The 19070-nt window shown below is 42.2% G+C and carries 12 protein-coding genes and 1 tRNA gene; 4 read left to right on the forward strand and 9 right to left on the reverse strand.

All coding sequences use genetic code 11. The annotated features are described in order from the left end of the window. The first annotated feature begins 68 nt into the window (after positions 1-68). The 4 genes from dapD (at position 69) to cls (ending at position 4938) form a co-directional block, all read left to right on the forward strand. A complete protein-coding gene (dapD, locus tag K0T93_RS02020; protein ID WP_225721721.1) occupies positions 69-896 on the forward strand; it encodes a 2,3,4,5-tetrahydropyridine-2,6-dicarboxylate N-succinyltransferase in 828 nt (275 codons plus the stop codon). Between the two features lie 281 nt (positions 897-1177). Then, a complete protein-coding gene (dapE, locus tag K0T93_RS02025; protein WP_225721722.1) occupies positions 1178-2314 on the forward strand; it encodes a succinyl-diaminopimelate desuccinylase in 1137 nt (378 codons plus the stop codon). 92 nt (positions 2315-2406) lie between these two features. Next, positions 2407-3300, forward strand: a complete 894-nt coding sequence (prmB, locus tag K0T93_RS02030; protein ID WP_225721723.1) for a 50S ribosomal protein L3 N(5)-glutamine methyltransferase — start codon at positions 2407-2409, stop codon at positions 3298-3300. A 192-nt stretch (positions 3301-3492) separates the two neighbouring features. Further along, positions 3493-4938: a cardiolipin synthase gene (cls, locus tag K0T93_RS02035; RefSeq protein ID WP_225721724.1), complete on the forward strand. Its 1446-nt coding sequence runs from the start codon at positions 3493-3495 to the stop codon at positions 4936-4938. Between the two features lie 358 nt (positions 4939-5296). Here the strand turns inward: cls and K0T93_RS02040 are convergent, their stop codons facing one another. From K0T93_RS02040 to K0T93_RS02080, 9 genes are all read right to left on the reverse strand, one after another. After that, entirely contained in the window at positions 5297-5776 is a 480-nt protein-coding gene (locus tag K0T93_RS02040) for a glutathione peroxidase (RefSeq protein WP_225721725.1), read from the reverse strand. A 656-nt stretch (positions 5777-6432) separates the two neighbouring features. Continuing rightward, positions 6433-7191 carry a ribose-5-phosphate isomerase RpiA gene (gene rpiA / locus K0T93_RS02045; protein ID WP_225721726.1) on the reverse strand — a complete coding sequence of 253 codons (759 nt, stop codon included), beginning with the start codon at positions 7189-7191 and terminating at the stop codon, positions 6433-6435. Between the two features lie 763 nt (positions 7192-7954). Next, positions 7955-8695: a 23S rRNA (guanosine(2251)-2'-O)-methyltransferase RlmB gene (rlmB, locus tag K0T93_RS02050; protein WP_225721727.1), complete on the reverse strand. Its 741-nt coding sequence runs from the start codon at positions 8693-8695 to the stop codon at positions 7955-7957. An 80-nt stretch (positions 8696-8775) separates the two neighbouring features. After that, the gene (gene rnr, locus K0T93_RS02055) at positions 8776-11112 is read right to left on the reverse strand and encodes a ribonuclease R (RefSeq protein WP_225721728.1); all 2337 of its coding nucleotides are present in this window, start codon (positions 11110-11112) and stop codon (positions 8776-8778) included. A 292-nt stretch (positions 11113-11404) separates the two neighbouring features. After that, positions 11405-11489: transfer RNA gene (locus K0T93_RS02060), tRNA-Leu, on the reverse strand. Positions 11490-12161: 672 nt separating this feature from the next. Beyond that, positions 12162-13283 carry a cell division protein ZapE gene (gene zapE / locus K0T93_RS02065; RefSeq protein WP_225721729.1) on the reverse strand — a complete coding sequence of 374 codons (1122 nt, stop codon included), beginning with the start codon at positions 13281-13283 and terminating at the stop codon, positions 12162-12164. A 64-nt stretch (positions 13284-13347) separates the two neighbouring features. Beyond that, on the reverse strand, positions 13348-14778 hold the full coding sequence (gene lpdA, locus K0T93_RS02070; protein WP_225721730.1) for a dihydrolipoyl dehydrogenase: 1431 nt from the start codon (positions 14776-14778) through the stop codon (positions 13348-13350). A gap of 15 nt (positions 14779-14793) precedes the next feature. After that, positions 14794-16029: a 2-oxoglutarate dehydrogenase complex dihydrolipoyllysine-residue succinyltransferase gene (gene odhB, locus K0T93_RS02075; protein WP_225721731.1), complete on the reverse strand. Its 1236-nt coding sequence runs from the start codon at positions 16027-16029 to the stop codon at positions 14794-14796. Between the two features lie 86 nt (positions 16030-16115). Continuing rightward, entirely contained in the window at positions 16116-18971 is a 2856-nt protein-coding gene (locus K0T93_RS02080; protein WP_225721732.1) for a 2-oxoglutarate dehydrogenase E1 component, read from the reverse strand. Between the last annotated feature and the right edge of the window lie 99 nt (positions 18972-19070).

The raw sequence follows: 19070 nt of genomic DNA on the forward strand, positions 1-19070 counted from the left end.
AACATATACTGCAATAGTAGCTTATATGAGCATTGCATCGATATTAACCATACTTGAGTTATCAATCTATGTCGCAAGCATTACAGGAAATTATTAACACTGCCTGGGAAAAACGTACCCAGCTGTTACCCCAATCTGCCCCTACCAATGTCCGTGAGGCTATCGCATATGTTATTAGCGCACTAGATCAAGGCACACTGCGTATAGCAGAAAAGAGGGGAGACAAGTGGATCGTTAACCAATGGATAAAAAAAGCGGTGCTGCTATCATTTCGAATAGAAGAGAATATACCTATGCCCGCTGGTGGCTACTCGCAATTTTACGATAAAGTTCCATCTAAGTTCGTAAACTACACACCCGAAGATTTCGCTGCTGGAGGCTTTCGCGTTGTTCCGCCAGGAATAGCACGCCGGGGATCATATATCGCGAAGAACGTCGTTATGATGCCTTCATATATCAATATCGGTGCATATATCGGTGAAGGTACAATGGTCGATACTTGGGCCACCGTGGGCTCTTGTGCGCAGATCGGAAAAAACGTTCACCTATCCGGAGGAGTAGGTATTGGAGGCGTACTCGAGCCACTGCAGGCTAATCCGGTAATTATCGAAGACAATTGCTTTATTGGTGCACGCTCTGAAGTAGTCGAAGGAATAATCGTTGGAGAAAACTCAGTGATCTCAATGGGAGTTTATCTAGGACAAAGCACGAAAATCTATGATCGTGAGACCCGAGAAGTCATTTATGGCCGTGTACCGCCGGGATCCGTTGTTGTATCAGGTAACCTACCGTCGTCTGACGGTGGACATAGTTTATACTGTGCCGTAATCGTTAAAAAAGTCGATGCTAAAACTCGGGCAAAAGTTGCAATTAACGAATTGCTCCGGGAAAACTAAATAACTATTCGTTAGGGTTCCTCTGTGCGAAGCAATAAAATCGGCTTTATGACCTTATAAACTTGTCAAGTTATAAAACTTAGCATACATGCATCTAGATAGCACAATATAGCGTGCTTTCAAAATAGAGAAAAAGTAGTGTTTTCAAAAACAGCGATACCACGTTAATAATCGACAACAATCGCTTAATTCATCGATATGTAATCGTAAATAATGACGTCATTAAGGTGATCGCATCATCTAATGATAAGTATTCAGTACTATTCTGACCTTTTCTATTTATGAGTCGTACACTTGCCCTGACTGAGTCTTTTATCAGACGTGCATCTATTACACCTGAGGATAAAGGCTGCCAAGCATTGATAATAGATTGCCTCGTAGCGCTCGGATTTAACTGCGAAATATTTTCCGAAGGCGGTGTTACTAATCTTTGGGCACTTAAGCGTGGCCATAGTCGGATGGGTAAGCTTCTAGCCTTTGCTGGTCATACCGATGTAGTGCCAACCGGGCCTATTGAGCACTGGAGCACTAATCCATTTGTTCCTATGCAGCGTGATGGCCGCCTGTACGGACGTGGTGCAGCTGATATGAAATCGTCATTGGCTGCCTTTATTGTGGCAACAGAAGAATTTATTACGACCTATCCGGAGCACTGCGGTTCTATCGGCTTTCTAATTACTAGTGATGAAGAGGGACCGGCGTGCTATGGTACAATTAAAATAGTTGAGTGGCTTGAAGCGCGAGGTGATCTCCTCGACTACTGCGTGGTCGGTGAACCAACTTCTGGCGAACGCTTCGGCGATACATTAAAGAATGGGCGGCGCGGTTCTCTGTCTGGCATGTTGACTATACGTGGTATACAGGGTCATATCGCATACCCCCACCTAGCTAAAAATCCCGTGCATTTATTCGCGCCGGCGCTAGCGGACCTTGTGCGCGTAACTTGGGATCAGGGCAATGAATATTTTCCGTCAACTACATGGCAAGTATCAAAACTCCATGCTGGAGCTGGCGCAACTAATATAATCCCAGGCAGTGTAAACGTCGACTTCAACTTTCGTTTCTCAACGGAAACAACGCCCGATAAATTAAAAGCGTGTGTGCATTCGATTCTTGACGCCCACGGGTTAGAGTATGTATTGACCTGGAACTTAAGTGGGATGCCATTTTTCACACCGCGTGGCGAACTATCTAGTGCGCTCGAGCAGGCAATCAAAGCTGAGACGGGTATATGCCCTGTTTTTTCTACAACTGGTGGCACTTCTGATGGCCGATTTATTGCGCGGATTTGCAAGCAGGTTATAGAGTTTGGCCCATGTAATGCTTCAATCCATAAAGTCGATGAATATATTGAGTTACTCCACCTTGAGCTACTAAAAAACGTGTATCGGGGCGTGCTAGAGCGTCTTATTACATAATAATTTGTGCGTTTCTTGGTAGTCCTAACATTAATTAGCCCCGCTGACATTCTGTGACCGATTCTATTACCAATGCTAACCCAGCGTTTACCATGAACCACTCTTTTTTGACTGTCCGAGACTTACTACGCTATGCAGTCACTCGATTTAATCAGGCTCAATTAGCGTTCGGACAGGGTAATGCAAACGCTTATGATGAAGCTGCATATCTAGTACTTCATACTCTACACTTGCCCCTAGATACGTTAGATCCATTCCTTGATGCTCGTTTGCTGAAAGATGAAATCAGCGCAGTATTTGATATTATTGAGCGGCGCGTCACACAGCGGTTGCCTGCGGCTTATCTGACACATGAAGCTTGGTTGCAAGGCTATCATTTTTATGTTGATGAGCGTGTAATAGTGCCGCGCTCTCTTATCGGCGAGTTATTGCTCAAGCGTCTATTTCCGTGGATCAACGCACCAGATGAACTGAGTGCAATACTCGAGTTGTGCACCGGGGCTGGTTGTCTTGCGATTATAGCGGCTTACGCATTTCCTTATGCCGACATTGATGCGATTGACTTGTCAAAAACGGCGCTTCAGGTAGCTCAACGGAACATCGATGAGTATGACTTAAATGAGCGGATTACGCTTTTCGAGGGTGACCTGTTTAAGCCACTACCGTCACGCCAATATGATTTGATTATCACTAATCCGCCGTATGTTAACGATGAATTAATGAGAACCCTACCCGCCGAGTACTGCCACGAACCACATATTGCACTTTCTGGGGGTTTCGATGGTATGGATATTGTACGCCGGATTATCGGAGCAGCACACAAATGGCTAACTCAAGATGGCCTTTTAATCATCGAAATTGGAAACGGGCGACACCACTTAGAAGCTGCATTCGGTGGTCTTCCACTGGAATGGCTTCCAACTAATGCTGGGAACGATAGTGTTTTTTTGCTGCATGCGGCAGATCTACCGCACTACAAACATTAAAATAACAAAAATGGTATTAGTGTCATATACCACTTTTAATAAATGACCTTGCTGTCTAGTAAGGCACTGCTCTACGTTCAACACATGCAGCAGATCGCCATGTATGTTACATGAGAACTGCTAAAAGTATCATGACGGGTAAGATACAAGGAATAGCGCGCTGTGTGAGCTATTATTAGCTTACTTTCCTGTATGAAGCTAGATTGGCTCCATTTTGGTACATTAATCGCTTGCGGTCATGTGCTCGGCATCATTGCCGCCTGCCATGCGATTCTTCACACGCGTACGTCTCAAGGTGCAATTGCGTGGGCTGTTTCCCTTATAGCGATGCCTCACCTGACACTAATTCCATATCTATTTCTTGGACGTAGTCGTTTTAAGGGTTATGTCGATGCGCGACGCGTTGAATATAAGGCGATCCGAGAGCTGCGTTTAGATTTGATTGGTGATATTAGTAAGCAAGCTAACGTGCTAGACAATGCGCCGGTTAACCAGCTAGGTATACAAACTATTACCGCATTGTCATCGCTTGCGCGTATGTCGTTTTCAGCTGGTAACCATGTGCGCACACTTATTAATGGCGAAGCAACATTTGCAGCAATATTTGATGCAATCAATGCAGCACGTTATTATGTGCTTGTCCAATTTTTTATCATTCGAGCCGATACAGTCGGCGATATGCTTCGTGACGCACTTCTAGCTAAAGCAGCACAGGGGGTGCAGGTACACTTGCTATATGACAGCATCGGTAGTATCGACCTGCCGATAGCCTACCTGAGCGCTCTACGTGCCGGGAGCGTAGAAGTACATGCCTTTACTACTAACCGCCGCTTTGTTAACCGATTCCAACTTAATTTCCGGAATCACCGAAAAATTGTCGTTGTCGATGGAGAATGCGCGTTTATCGGGGGTCATAACGTCGGTATTGAATACTTAGGTGGAAAACCATCGTTATCACCATGGCGTGATACGCACATTGAAGTTCATGGACCTGTTGTGAAACAAATCGAATTTGTATTCATAGAGGATTGGTTCTGGGCTACTCAGCGGCTACCCTATACTACATCACTTATTAGACCATGCGATGGCAACATGCATTGCCAAGTTATCGCAAGTGGCCCAGCTGACCGACAAGAAACATGCCTGCTATTTTTTGTCGCATCTATTCATGCGGCACGTGAGCGGATCTGGATTACTAGTCCTTACTTAGTACCTGACGAAGCTGTATTCTCTGCCCTTAGACTGGCAGTAATGCGCGGTGTTGACGTTCGGGTAATGATCCCGGCACGCTGTGATCATATTGTTGTTTTTGAAGCTTCTCGGTTATACGCATATGATATGGTACATGCGGGCATCCAGGTCTTCTGTTATAGACCCGGCTTCCTTCACCAAAAAGTTGTACTTATTGATTCTATTGCTGCTGCGATTGGTAGTGCGAACCTTGATAATCGATCATTTCGCTTAAATTTTGAGATTATGCTATTGATTGTTGATTCTATATTCGCCGCAGAGGTTTCCGCTATGCTCGAGGCAGATTTTGCATTATCTGATCTGATTCAAGCTAACGAATACGAGCGAACTCCAGCGTGGCGACGTATAGCAATGCATATTGCACGGCTGTTCGCACCAATTCTATAGCAGTGTGATAGGGCGGATTTGGTATAATTAATTTTTCATTAACTTGAAAATCCTAAACTACTTTGTATTTAATAAATTAAAGCTTTATTTATTCTGCTAATAAAAACATTTTGATCTTTTCGTTTTTATTGAAAAGTCATTTAACTTTAGATCATCAAGCTGAATGAATTCTTTTATTATACCGTATAGACTATTATCACGCTGTACTACAATTTAAGCTTCTTAAAAACTTAATGACTTATCAAGTTGAAAGATAAAACTGTCTGTAAGTATAAAACATGAAGGCCACCTTACTATTAACTTAATAGCTTCCTGCTTTTAGTTTTCAAAAAATTGTTTATATACTAGTTAAGCTATGTTAAAGCAACTTCTTAATATCCGGCATGATCACGTTAGAACCAGTAATAGGTCCATAGCGTTTAATTGGCTTACCTTCTCGGTTGACCAGAAACTTAGTAAAGTTCCATTTAATTGCTTTGGTTCCGAACAGCCCGGGTACTTTTCTTGTTAGATAACAGTATAACGGATGGGCATTAATTCCGTTTACATCAATTTTATCAAACATCTGAAATTTAAGCGCATAGTTTATTTGATAAAATTTATTAATCTTCTGTGTATCACGCGGCTCCTGCTTGCCAAACTGATCGCATGGAAATCCTAGTATCTCAAAACCGTATCCCGCATATTGCTCATACAAAATCTGTAATCCCGCATACTGGGATACAAAACGGCATTCGCTAGCAGTATTAACAATTAAGAGAATTTTACCCCGATAACATTCTAGTGCGATATCATCGCCTTTCAGAGATCGGATAGAGAATGAATAGAGTTTGCTCATGAAGATGTACCCTGTAAGGGAATATCAGACTATTTAATTCAGATTTACTCTACAACAATATCTTTTCATACGTGTCTATTATAACTTTATTATTTATTAATATCTGCTTCAAGGGGCTTAGCTGTGAAGGCAATCAAAAAAATTTTGAGTTACTATTTATTATAGTCTATTATGTTTGTAGAACAAAAATGCCTAATCTGAGTGCAGTATATTTACATATTATAGCTATAGTATGTCATCAGAAAAACGTGCATTGTTATGACATAAAGCTCTAACAACCTCTAATATTGTATAATTATTCAGACACAAGATGTGCACATGCTATTGATCTTTCTTTGTTTTATATTTAAATATAACCTAGTATCAGTGACTCGTTTTTCCATGTTTTCTATGAGCTATTTAATACAGATTAATACAGATGGACTATAAACTAAACTGACATAGAATAATATTATGCCGGAGTATTAGTTCTAATAAAAACCTAGGAAATAGAAATGAATTCTACATAACTAAATTAATAGCTCAATTATTATAAATTTATTTAAATCGCGTTTAAATATAAATTTAAACGTCTTCTATAATAAAGAAAGTGTATAAGTCACAGTTGACTAACACACGCAATACACCAGCCTCAATCCTCAATAAAATTAGGGTACTTAATATCTATTTCTAACACTGGGTGAAATACTTGAGATAGTTGGTTGCAGAAGAGATGAATAGTGCTTTACGTAATTAATACGTTGTACACCGTGTTTAGTACCAACTAGGCATAAATTAGCACCAAATGCGGCGAATAAGCCGACAGTCACAATGCCTGGCCATTGATTCAGGCTACACTCAAGCGCAATAGGATTCTCAATAACTAACCCATTGATGTCAAGAATCTCATTACCATTTTCGGTAATAAATGGTTTCCCATCATGCGCAAGACGCAGAACTGGCGTACCAACAGACAACTTGGCGAGTCGGCGAGTCAGCGCTAAACGAGCTATCGGCATAACCTCTAGCGGTAACGGGAATTTTCCAAGAGTTTGCACTACCTTACTATCATCTACAATACATACAAATATTTCAGCCGCCGCCGAAACAATCTTTTCACGCGTTAATGCACCACCACCGCCCTTGATCATTGCGCCATATGAATCAATTTCGTCTGCACCATCTACATAAATAGGTAGAAACTCAATATCGCACAATTCAAATACACGAAACTTATTCGATATTAAGCGATGCGTTGTTGCAATAGAACTCGATATTGCTCCGCGATATCGATTCCGCTGACTAGCAAGTGCATCAATAAAGTAATTTACGGTTGATCCAGTCCCAACACCAATTACCGCACCTTCCGGTATTTGAGTATTTACATAATCAGCTGCCGCTTGACCAACAAGGCGCTTTATTTCTTCTTGAGTCATTTAAAATAAAGATATAAAGTTTATAAAAAAATTTTAACTAAGAATTTAGTACATTAATACTATTTTTTTAATAAAAATTAAAAATTCTCATACAGAGTGGGTATCAATTCTAATATCAGTTTTATTTTACTAAATTTTTTCTTGACAAATTTATAGAAAAACTAACATTTATATAAAAGAAATTTTTTAAAAAAAGTGATGAATAGTTTTATTTTATAAAGCATTTTTTAAAAAAAGTTAATTAATCTAGACTAGATTAGTCTTTTTTAATAAAAATTAAAATAAATATAAATATACGTAAACTTAAATTTAAGTAACCTAAGACGGTTTTAAAAAGATAAAAAATACTTTTCCTTGATCGTTAGCATAAAATTTTTCGATAGTCTAAAGCTTTCAAAAAATTTATTTGCCTATGTTAGGCTAGGCACTAGATTATTAGTTGAAGCATATGATGAAATTATGTTGCTTTAATAGAGGCGTTGATCACACACAAAATTTGTGCTAATATACACCAAATAGTAAAAATAACTTTTTATTAAGTATAGAAGATGCTTTCTTGCTTTTATAGATCTTACTTACAGAAGTAAAATTCTTACAGTGCACCTCCCCTGCTTTTGAAAGGCAGCGACACAGAATGCTATTTTCTGATAAAAAATATAATTGTATTTTTTACTCTAAATTTAACTTCTGTATGAGTAATATTATATAAGACATCACAACCTCACAAATAACAGCAGAAATATATATTCTAATTCATTAATTTTTAGTGCTTTGTTCGCTGTCTCAGTGCCTCAAATAGGCAAACTCCACTGGCAACTGATACATTTAAACAGTCTACACTACCCATCATTGGAATATGTATTAAGTCGTCACAGGTTTCGCGAGTCAACCTGCGTATGCCCCCTCCTTCAGAACCCATGACTAGCGCAACTGGGCCATCGAGTGGGGTTGCGTATAAACTGCGCTGAGCATTGGTAACAGTACCAATTACCCAAATTCCGGCCTCTTTCAATTCACGTAGTGAACGAGCAAGATTAGTAACCATAATATATGGTACTGTTTCGGTCGCGCCACTCGCTACTTTTAATGTAATTGGATTAAGACCAGCCGTATGATCTCGTGGTGCGATTACTGCTTGCACACCGGCTGCATCAGCTACGCGCAGACACGCACCAAGATTATTTGGATCAGTGATCCTATCTAGAATCAGTAGTAACGCAGGTTCAAGAAGCGTTTTGAGTAGCTCATCTAAATTTTTAGCTAGGGGGAGATCCATAGCACGTGCAACAACACCTTGATGCTGTTTAGTACCGGCTAGACCGGACATCCTCATATTATCCGCGCTAATTAACCGCACACTATATGACTTCGCCGTATGCAGAAAATTCTGCATACGGCGATCTCGTCGTGTCGGGTCATATAAAATTTCCTTTATGCTCAAAGGGCTGTGACGTAGCCGAGTAGTAATCGTATGAAATCCATACAAAACCTTTAAATGTGCCATGTAGACTGCTTTCAAGAAAGTAAAACGCAAATAATCTATAATTTCTTGCTGCGCATCTATCTTGTACTATAGTCGGTCGTTTAGCAGATACTTTTTGAAGTAATCTTGCCTACGTAGCAAACTTTTTTACGATGCATGCTTGGTATAAACGTTGTTATTTCTCTGTGTGTAACTGATTCGCTCGCACCATTAATTGGCTTATTACAGGAGTCTGAGAGAAATTTAGGCTGTTTCGATACCTCTCGTATCAAGCGCAAATCGATCTTACGTGTATCTAAATTAACACGACTAACCTGCACACGTATATGCATAGAAAGACTATATCGTATACCGCTATGTTCTCCACGTAATTCGTTTTTTATTTCGTCATATTGGAAATAATCGGGGCCTAGTTCAGTAACATGAACTAAACCATCAATAAATAACGAGTCAAGTTGCACAAATATACCAAATGGTGTCACGCTGCTGATAATTCCTCCGTACTCTTCTCCAAGTTTATCTTTCATAAAGTAGCATTTTAACCATGTCTCAACATCACGTGAGGCCTCATCGGCACGGCGCTCATTAGCTGAACAATGCAGACCAAGCGCATGCCAGGTAGCTGTGCAAGATCGTGTACGCGCTTCTTTTTCATTGTCATAACAGAGTATAGGCAGATGAGGCTGATACTTTTTACCCGCTAAGATCGCGTGAATTGCACGGTGTATAAGTAAGTCTGGATAACGTCGAATTGGACTGGTAAAGTGAACATACGCATCATACGAAAGACCAAAGTGTCCGATATTATCGGGACTATAGGCGGCTTGCTGCATTGAGCGTAACAGCATCGTCTGTAGCATTGTTGCATCGGGACGGATTCGAACCTCTTTTATTAGTGCCGCATAATCGTTCGCATTCGGCTTGTCACCCCCGCCCAACTTTAGGCCTAAACTTCGTAAGAAAGTCCGTAGGCTCGCAAGCTTCTCTTTTATTGGACTGGCATGGATTCGATACAGACCAGGATGCTTATTACGCTTAAGAAAATCAGCTGCGCATACATTAGCGACTAGCATGCACTCTTCAATTAGTTTATGCGCATCATTACGCTGACGCCGCAGGATCTGCTTAATCTTGCCTTGTGCATTACACACAATATAGGTTTCATTTGTGTCAAATTCTATCGCACCCCGATTTTCTCGTGCCTGAAGCAATATTTTGAACACAGCATGCAGGTGCTGAAGATGCAGCAATAACTTAGAACGAGATGCTGATCCATGCCCTTTAGGGTTCGACAAAATAGCAGACACCTCAGTATATGTAAGCTGTGCTACAGAATGTATCGCTGCTGGATAGAACTTGTATCTCTGAATATGACCACGTGAGTTAATCTCTATATCGCACACAAGTGTGCAACGATCCACGTTAGGGTTTAATGAACATAGGTTATTTGATAGTTTTTCAGGTAACATCGGGATCACGCGGCGCGGGAAATACACGGTCGTGCCACGTTTGAATGCCTCACAATCAAGGGTGTCTCCATCGGCAACATAGTGGGATACATCAGCAATAGCTACCAGCAATCGAAACCCATTCTGTTGGCCATTATGGATTGGTTCACAATAGACACTGTCATCGAAATCACGACTATCTTCACCGTCGATCGTTACGAACGGCATATTACGCAAATCGACGCGATGGCGAAGATCTGATGCAGATATCTGGTCCGGCAGCTCGGCTGCCTGGGCTAGCACTGCATCTGAAAACTGATATGGCACGCCATATTTACGCACGGCAATCTCAATTTCTATACCGGGATCATTAATATCGCCTAGCACTTCACTAATCTTGCCTACTGGATGTGAATAACGCTTCGGAAAATCTGTTAATTCTATTGAAACGACTTGACCAACCCTGGGCTTAACTGTACCCATCTGTGTCACGAGGATGTTGTGACCGATGCGCTTGTCCTCTGGTGAGACGACCCATACACTGTTTTCGTACAGAAGCTGCCCAATAATTCTCTTATTTCTTCGCTCGGTAATTTCTACAATATACGCTTCCGGACGGCCTCGCCGATCATGACTCATCACACGCGCAAGAACCTGATCATTATGCATAACTTTCCGCATCTCTGCATGAGATAAGAATAGATCAGCGCCAGCATCATCTCGAATTAAAAACCCATAACCGTCTCGGTGGCCCTGAACCCGACCAGTGATAAAGCTGGACGGATCTGTGAGATGGTAATAACCAAGCTTATCAAGTCTAAGCTGACTATCGCGCTCCATCGCATTAAGACGCTTGACAAATCCTTCGCGCTCCTGTCGTTTAACCTCTAGCATTTCAGCAATGTCATTGCCGGTAAGTAGCTGATGCGTTGTGCACAATACGTTACGAATTTCTTTACGACTAGGAATCGGATAAGGATATTTTCTCAAGGCCTTGTTGATAAAGAGTTATTAAGAATGTGCGTAATATATGCATTAGAGCGTCCAGGTGTCGGTGCTGCGCTAGAACGCAGTAGAGCTGTGTCTGAACTTACTGAATAATGATTTGTGCATAAGTTTATCCGATTAAAATGCGTACCCTTGCTACATCTGCCTATCGGGCAGTGCATAACATCGAGTGAATGAACTATTAGCCTGTAGTTAGAAACTGAAGATATACTCTGCTATAAAGTATTTTATGTTATTGGAATATTACTTCCTCATTGCATAATAGTGCAAGCATTGGTGCCCAGGAGAGGACTCGAACCTCCACAGATTTACCCGCTAGTACCTGAAACTAGTGCGTCTACCAATTTCGCCACCTGGGCGACTTTACTATTACACAAGTAAGTCAGACCCTAATTGTCTTAATCTGACGACGTTGTGTCAACAATTACATTAGAATGAAGTATCAATGCATCGGTATCTACCCAGAGGAAGATCAAAAATATTCTCTAGACTCTAGACTACAATAGATAACTCTAGATTATACCGCTAGAGTTTTTCTGTAATGCTTAAGTTTCTACTCTTGTTTAAATACTTTCGGTTTTTACATCGTAAGGAATACACTGGCATAATCTATAAAACCTAATGTGTTACAGCTTTAAATATCAAGCTAATAAAGAATAACTAACTAATTAATTCAGGTTTTATATAGCGGTAAGCCTTATCAATATACATATTCGACTACGTTTAGCATGGATAGTTCTATCATCAGACTTATTAACTATAGAGTAATTTTGTCGCGCGTTGACATAATTTAGTGCTTATCGTGCGCATTGAAACCTACCTATCTACTCTGTTATAAAACTTATGCAGTAATGAGTGAGTCTGAATGTTTTCAGAAATTTCACTATTAAACAATAGGGCTGCTATGCTATAAAACATACGTCAGTTTTGATTTTTATTACTGTATACCACCATTACAATAAGTCTATATCGAGAAAATATTACCATAGGATAATAATATCCGAGTTAAATCTACTGGGCTATAGTATTTCTTATATGATAACAGCGTCAGATTTTCTCGTTAATGATCTATCGCAGAAGCGAAGCGGCGCTTTAAAATACTCCTGCGATTGCATCTCGACAATGCGTGATACAGTCCGCGTGAATTCATTAGCCATCAGCCCTTCAATATAGAGTTGTTCGGCAGGAACAGCAGCAGACATCAATAGTTTAATCTTATGATCGTATAATATATCAATCAACCACGTATAACGGCGCGCTTCAGAGGCCATATATGGCGTCATTTGAGGAACGCCAGACAAAATAATCGTATGAAAGCATGCTGCTAACTCTAGGTAGTCATTTTGTGAGCATTGTCCGGCACATAACGTCGAAAAATCAAACCAAACAACACCATTAGCACAGAGACGTGCTTTAAGCCTCCGTTTTTCAAAATGAAATACTGCGTTATTATCTTGTACTTTAGCTAACCGCGTAAACGCTGCATGTAATAAGCTATCGGCGCGGATACCTAACGGGGTATAGTAAGCTTGTATCTGCGCTGTTGTGCACTGGCGGTAGTCGGTACCTGCGTCTATGTTTAATACTTCTAGCTTTTCATGAATTAAATCGATTGTAGGTAACACTCGGTCTCGATGCAAGCCATCTGGATATATTGTACTAGGCTTATAATTAGAAGTCATGATGAACTGTACGCCGTTATTGAATAACTTTGATAATAACAAGTGCAAAATCATGGCATCAGCAATATCTGAAATATGAAATTCATCAAAGCAAATAAATTGATAACGCCTTGCAACTAGGCGTGCAAGCTCATCTATCGGATTGGCGTATCCTTTTAGGTTCGTGAGCTCACGGTGCACCTCCCGCATAAATTCATGAAAGTGAAACCGTGTTTTTCGTTGCACTGGCACGACAGCGTAAAAAATATCCATCAGGAAACTTTTTCCACGTCCAACACCACCCCACATATAGAGCCCTCGAGGCAGATTAGGTCTAATAATCCACTTTTTAAGCACATTAGAACACCGTGCTTTATAGATTATCCAGTCGTCGTAGCAGTACTGCAGCTGTTTTATTGCTCGTTGTTGCGCTACATCAGCTTTATAGCCATGCTTAGCTAGTTCTTTTTCATAGTATTCGATAACATTCATCAGCGCAAAGAGAATACGCGAGTGTCGCTTTCTCTATTTTTCGTTTATTGCAAACGACTTCTGGTTATATGTTCAATGCACGCTTATCTACAGCTAGTGCAGCTTCGCGCATTACTTCAGAAAGAGACGGGTGTGGATGGCAAATACGTGCGATGTCCTCAGATGCGGCCTTAAACTCCATCGCGACAACTGCTTCGGAGATTAGGTCAGATGCATTCGCAGAAATAATATGCACACCAAGAAGTTCATCTGTATCTGCATCGGCTATCACTTTTATAAAACCATCGCTTCGATTTATAGATAACGCGCGTCCATTAGCTATGAATGGGAACTGGCCACTCTTAATTTTCCGGCCTTCTGCTTGTAATTGCGCTTCAGTCTTGCCAACCCACGCAATTTCTGGCTCCGTATAGATAACCCATGGAATGCAGTTATAATCGATATGCGGCTTTTGTCCATCTATTATTTCGGCAACTAATACGCCTTCATCCTCAGCTTTGTGCGCAAGCATCGGACCACGCACTACATCTCCGATCGCATAAACTCCAGGCAGTTTAGTACGACAATAATGATCGACATCGATGAATCCATAGTTGTTAACTGTTAATCCAATAGCTTCAAGGTCAAGGTTAGCGGTATTAGGAATGCGGCCAATAGATATGATCACCCGATCTGTTTCAAGCTTTTGAGCGTGATTATTCTTACATGTATACAGGATTGTTGTAGCACCACCAATTGCACTGACTTTTCCGATCTGTACACCTAATTGGATTTTTAATCCTTGCTGCTCGAACTGTCTAGCAGCCTCCTGAGCTAAGCTCAGATCGGCAGCGCCAAGTAACGATGGTAAGACCTCGAGTACTGTTACCTCGGCGCCAAGACGTCTCCACAGCGAACCCAGTTCTAGCCCAATAACACCTGCTCCGATTACTGCTAGCTTCTTAGGTACCGAGTCAAATGCCAGTGCTCCTTCATTATCGACGATAATTTGATTATCTACTTTCAAAAAAGGTAGGTGGCGCGGCTTCGAGCCAGTTGCAATAATTATATTAGGCGCGCTTACTAACTCTGCTCCATCTTCACTAGATATATTAATTTGATAGCCAGCATCTGTTTTTCTAGTAAAACTTCCGTGCCCTTTGAGCCACGTAATATTATTCTTGCGGAATAAAAACTCAATACCCCTAGTCATCTTGTTGACAATCGCATCCTTGCGAGCATGCATTTGCGCAATATCAATTTTTACATTCGATACCGAAATTCCGTGATTGTTGAGATGACATGAAGCAATCTCAAATGCTTCAGAGGAAGCTAGAAGCGCTTTAGAGGGTATACAGCCAACGTTCAGGCAAGTTCCGCCGAGCTTAAATTCACCAGCTTGATTCCTTCGTTTTTCAATGCAGGCAACGCGTTTTCCAAGTTGAGCGGCACGAATTGCTGCAATATATCCACCGGGACCTGCACCAATCACAATGACATCAAAGTCTTTTTCCATAAAAATATTTTTTGCTTAAAGGTCGAGTAGTAAGCGTGCCGGATCTTCCAGTACTGCTTTTATTGAGGCGAGTGAGAGCACTGCCTCACGACCGTCAATAATCCGGTGGTCATACGACAAGGCAAGATAGTTAATTGGCCGGATCACGATCCGGCCATTCTCGACGATTGGCCGCTCTTTCGTCGCATGCACACCGAGAATTGCTGATTGAGGTGGATTTATAATTGGCGTCGACAGCATCGAGCCAAATACGCCACCGTTCGATATTGAGAAAGTACCACCACTCATTTCCTCGATTAATAACTTTCCATCTCGGGCTTTCATACTAAATTCAGTAATCTTTTTTTCAATGTCTGAAAAACCCATCTGATCTGCGTTTCTAAGGATAGGCACAACTAATCCGCGCGGTGCACTAACTGCAATACCGATATCAAAGTAACCGTGGTAGATAATATCGTTACCTTCGATTGAGGCGTTTACGATCGGGAACTTCTTTAGCGCATGTACAGCCGCCTTTACGAAGAAGGGCATAAAGCCAAGCTTTACTCCGTGTTCTTTCTCGAAAGAAACCTTATACTTGCTACGTAGATTAATAACTGGTGCCATATTCACTTCATTGAACGTAGTTAGAATCGCATTAGTCTGTTGCGACTCCAGTAAACGCTCAGCGATCCGTACGCGTAGCCGTGACATTGGCACGCGCTGTTCTGGACGATCTGTCAGCCAAGTATTCACGCTTGACGTAGAGATCTGCGGTAATGCAGTACCAAATGGCATCTTACTAGATGCTAGCACATCATTCTTAGTCACCCGACCCCCGCGGCCTGTTCTACTTAGCTGATCGGTGCTCAAGTCTTTCTCCCTAAGCAACTTTGAAGCTGCAGGAGAAGCTATATTTCCAAGTGATGGTATCGTAAAAATAGGTGAAGTTTTCGAGGGTAACTTGACTTCGGCGCCTCCTGCTTGAACCCTTGCCATCGCCGTAGTACCTGCTATAGCGCTAAATTTTATATCAGTATTAATTTTGGCAATGACCTCATCGGCAATAACTATGTCACCAGTATGTTTACTTACTTGAGAAAGTATACCTGCAGCCGGCGAGGGTATTTCAAGCACAACCTTATCAGTTTCAATCTCAATTAGTATTTCATCTTGTGAAACAGCTTCCCCCAGTTGTTTCTTCCAGTGGAGCATTGTAGCCTCAGATACTGACTCCGAAAGCTGTGGAACCTTAACTTCAACAATAGCCATTGTTATTATCCTGATACGTATAGAGCGATTAGGCGCCTAGTCGTAGCGCTATCCCTCGTGGCTGCATCCTTATGTTTGTGTGGTAGTTACTTAATGAGCGTCGCGCATTTAAGCTGGCTAAATGCATTTTTAACCAGCGCTCTCTGTTGCTCGTAGTGCTGCGTGTAATAACCGACTGCTGGTGACGCAGACGCGGGCCGCCCGCTGTACGCTAGTTTCATACTGTCTTGTATCACTTCGGAGAGATGATGCTTAATATAGAACCAAGGCCCTTGATTCTGCGGCTCATCCTGCACCCAGACAACCTCAGTTGCGTTATAGTACCTCTTCAGCTCGGCTTCTAATTTTTTGTGTGCGAATGGATAAAGTTGCTCAATACGCAAGATCGCTATGTCAGCCCTTCTTGCCTCACGTCGATAGGCAGTTAGATCATAGTAGACACGGCCCGAGCAAATCAGTACCCGCTTAACTTTTTGGGGGTCAATCGATGAATCAGTCTCGCTAAGTATCGGATAGAAGCTACCATTCGCTAATTCGGACAGATTTGATAGTGCTTCTTTGTGGCGCAATAATGATTTTGGTGTCAATATAAATAGCGGTTTTCGGAACAGCCGGATCATCTGACGTCGTAGTAAATGGAACATTTGTGCCGGCGTTGTCGGCTGTACAACCTGCATATTATATTCTGCACACAACTGTAGGTATCGCTCAATACGTGCTGAAGAGTGTTCAGGCCCCTGCCCTTCGTAACCATGTGGCAATAGCATTGTCAGCCCCGAGACGCGGCCCCATTTAACCTCACCAGACGAGATAAACTGATCAACGACAACTTGTGCTCCATTGGCAAAGTCACCAAATTGAGCTTCCCACACCACTAACGTATTCGGTTCGGCCGTCGAATATCCATACTCAAAGCCAAGCACTGCTTCTTCGGATAATACGGAATCAATAACAGTGAAGCTTGCCTGTCCATCCATAATATTTTGCAGCGGAATATACGTGCCATCGTTCCAGCGTTCGCGATTTTGATCATGCAGAACCGAGTGGCGGTGCGTAAACGTACCCCGGCCAGAGTCCTGTCCAGTCAAACGAACTGCATAGCCAGAGGCGACTAGTGATGCAAACGCAAGATGTTCACCCATGCCCCAGTCAAGCAGCTGCTTACCAGACCCCATCTTACGACGATCGTTAATCACACGCTCTACCAGCGGGTGGAGCTTAAAGTTCTTCGGGATCGTCACGATCCGTTCAGCTAGGCGTTTTAGTTCAGCCGGTGGCATGGCAGTATCCGCTGTATCAGTCCATTTTCGGTTTAGGAAAGGAAGCCAGTCAACTGCATATTTGCTTCTATAGTTCGGCAGCACTTGGTTGATCGTGTGTTGTCCCTCATCCATCGCCTTACGATACATCTTCATATATTGATTAGCTTCATCGGAAGAGATCACACCCTGTGTTACAAGCTTTGCAGCATATAGCGAACGCACACCAGGATGTTGCGCAATTTTTTTATACATTAATGGCTGTGTAACCGCCGGCGTATCCTGTTCATTGTGGCCAAGTTTACGGAAACAGACGATATCAATCACGATATCTTTATGGAACTTCATTCGAAAATCGATTGCAAGTTGTGTAGCAAACACAACAGCCTCTGGATCATCGCCATTCACATGCAATACTGGCGCCTCAATCATCTTCACGACGTCGGTACAATATAACGTCGAACGTGTATCACGTGGATCGGACGTAGTAAACCCAATCTGATTATTGATGACAATATGTAGTGTTCCACAAGTACCGTAACCACGCGTTTGAGCTAGATTTAGTGTCTCCATCACGACACCTTGACCAGAAAAAGCAGCATCACCGTGAACCTGCACCGGTAAGACCTGAAGACCATCTAGGTCTTCACGGCGATCCATGCGTGCTTTCGCTGAGCCCTCAACTACTGGATTAACTATTTCAAGATGAGATGGATTAAATGCCAGAGATAGATGTACAGGACCACCAGCTGTTGAAACATCGGACGAAAATCCTTTGTGATACTTTACATCTCCAGCAGGTAAGCTATCGACGTGCTTACCCTCAAATTCAGCAAATAGGTCCGCAGGCATCTTACCGAGAGTGTTGACAAGCACATTCAGTCGACCACGGTGGGCCATGCCGATCACGATCTCCTGCACACCTTTTCTGCCCGTGTGGTGCACGACTTCATCCATCGCCGCAATAAAGCTCTCGCCGCCTTCAAGAGAGAAGCGCTTTTGGCCGACGTACTTTGTATGTAAGTAGCGTTCTAGACCTTCAGCTGCGGTTAAGCACTTAAGAATATGCTTTTTTTTGTCAGCAGAGAAATCTGGTGTTGAATATGTAGACTCTAATCGCTCTTTCCACCAACGCTTCTGTTCGGGGTCACTAATATACATAAATTCTGCACCAATCGTGCCGCAATACGTATCATGTAGTGCCCTCACAATATGACGTAACGATGCTTGCTGAAAGCCAAAGTACAGGTTGGTCACATGGAACATTGTGTCCATGTCGGCCTCAGTAAAACTATAGAATACAGGTTCTAGTTCGGGAATATGAGGAGGTTCTCGGCGCTTTAGAGGATCCAGGTTAGCCCATTGCGAGCCGAGGAAGCGATAAGCGCCGATTAGTGATTGAAGGTAGATTTGCTTTCGTGTAGAAGATAGGTCACTACTGCCGTTACGTAGAATAAATGCGTTTTTTTTAGCCTGTTGCGCGAAAGATCTGACGATTGGAGTATGTGCAATATCATTTGCATGATGGCCATCTGAGGATGGTACTTTTTGTAACTTATCGAAGTAACTGCGCCAATTTTCGTGAACAGCTGATGGGTTATTAAGATACGCTTCGTACAATTCTTCTACATATAGAGCATTGCCGCCGAACAAATGCGAGTTCAGCTGGAATTGCCTCTTCATTTTAGAGCTCACTTTTCTTCGAGTTTCTCGAGAAATAGCGGGTTAAAAAACCCTCCGCGCGACGGGCCGAACGTGTAGCGGATTGCGCAATCAAGTTAG

Source organism: Candidatus Vallotiella sp. (ex Adelges kitamiensis) (assembly GCF_020342435.1).
GTDB lineage: Bacteria > Pseudomonadota > Gammaproteobacteria > Burkholderiales > Burkholderiaceae > Mycetohabitans.

Bases quoted from the DNA above. Each gene is read 5' to 3' on its own strand.
- dapD (WP_225721721.1), top strand. From the start codon at position 69: ATGTCGCAAGCATTACAGGAAATTATTAACACTGCCTGGGAAAAACGT.
- dapE (WP_225721722.1), top strand. From the start codon at position 1,178: ATGAGTCGTACACTTGCCCTGACTGAGTCTTTTATCAGACGTGCATCT.
- prmB (WP_225721723.1), top strand. From the start codon at position 2,407: ATGAACCACTCTTTTTTGACTGTCCGAGACTTACTACGCTATGCAGTC.
- cls (WP_225721724.1), top strand. From the start codon at position 3,493: ATGAAGCTAGATTGGCTCCATTTTGGTACATTAATCGCTTGCGGTCAT.
- K0T93_RS02040 (WP_225721725.1), bottom strand. From the start codon at position 5,776: ATGAGCAAACTCTATTCATTCTCTATCCGATCTCTGAAAGGCGATGAT.
- rpiA (WP_225721726.1), bottom strand. From the start codon at position 7,191: ATGACTCAAGAAGAAATAAAGCGCCTTGTTGGTCAAGCGGCAGCTGAT.
- rlmB (WP_225721727.1), bottom strand. From the start codon at position 8,695: ATGGCACATTTAAAGGTTTTGTATGGATTTCATACGATTACTACTCGG.
- zapE (WP_225721729.1), bottom strand. From the start codon at position 13,283: ATGAATGTTATCGAATACTATGAAAAAGAACTAGCTAAGCATGGCTAT.
- lpdA (WP_225721730.1), bottom strand. From the start codon at position 14,778: ATGGAAAAAGACTTTGATGTCATTGTGATTGGTGCAGGTCCCGGTGGA.
- odhB (WP_225721731.1), bottom strand. From the start codon at position 16,029: ATGGCTATTGTTGAAGTTAAGGTTCCACAGCTTTCGGAGTCAGTATCT.
- K0T93_RS02080 (WP_225721732.1), bottom strand. From the start codon at position 18,971: ATGAAGAGGCAATTCCAGCTGAACTCGCATTTGTTCGGCGGCAATGCT.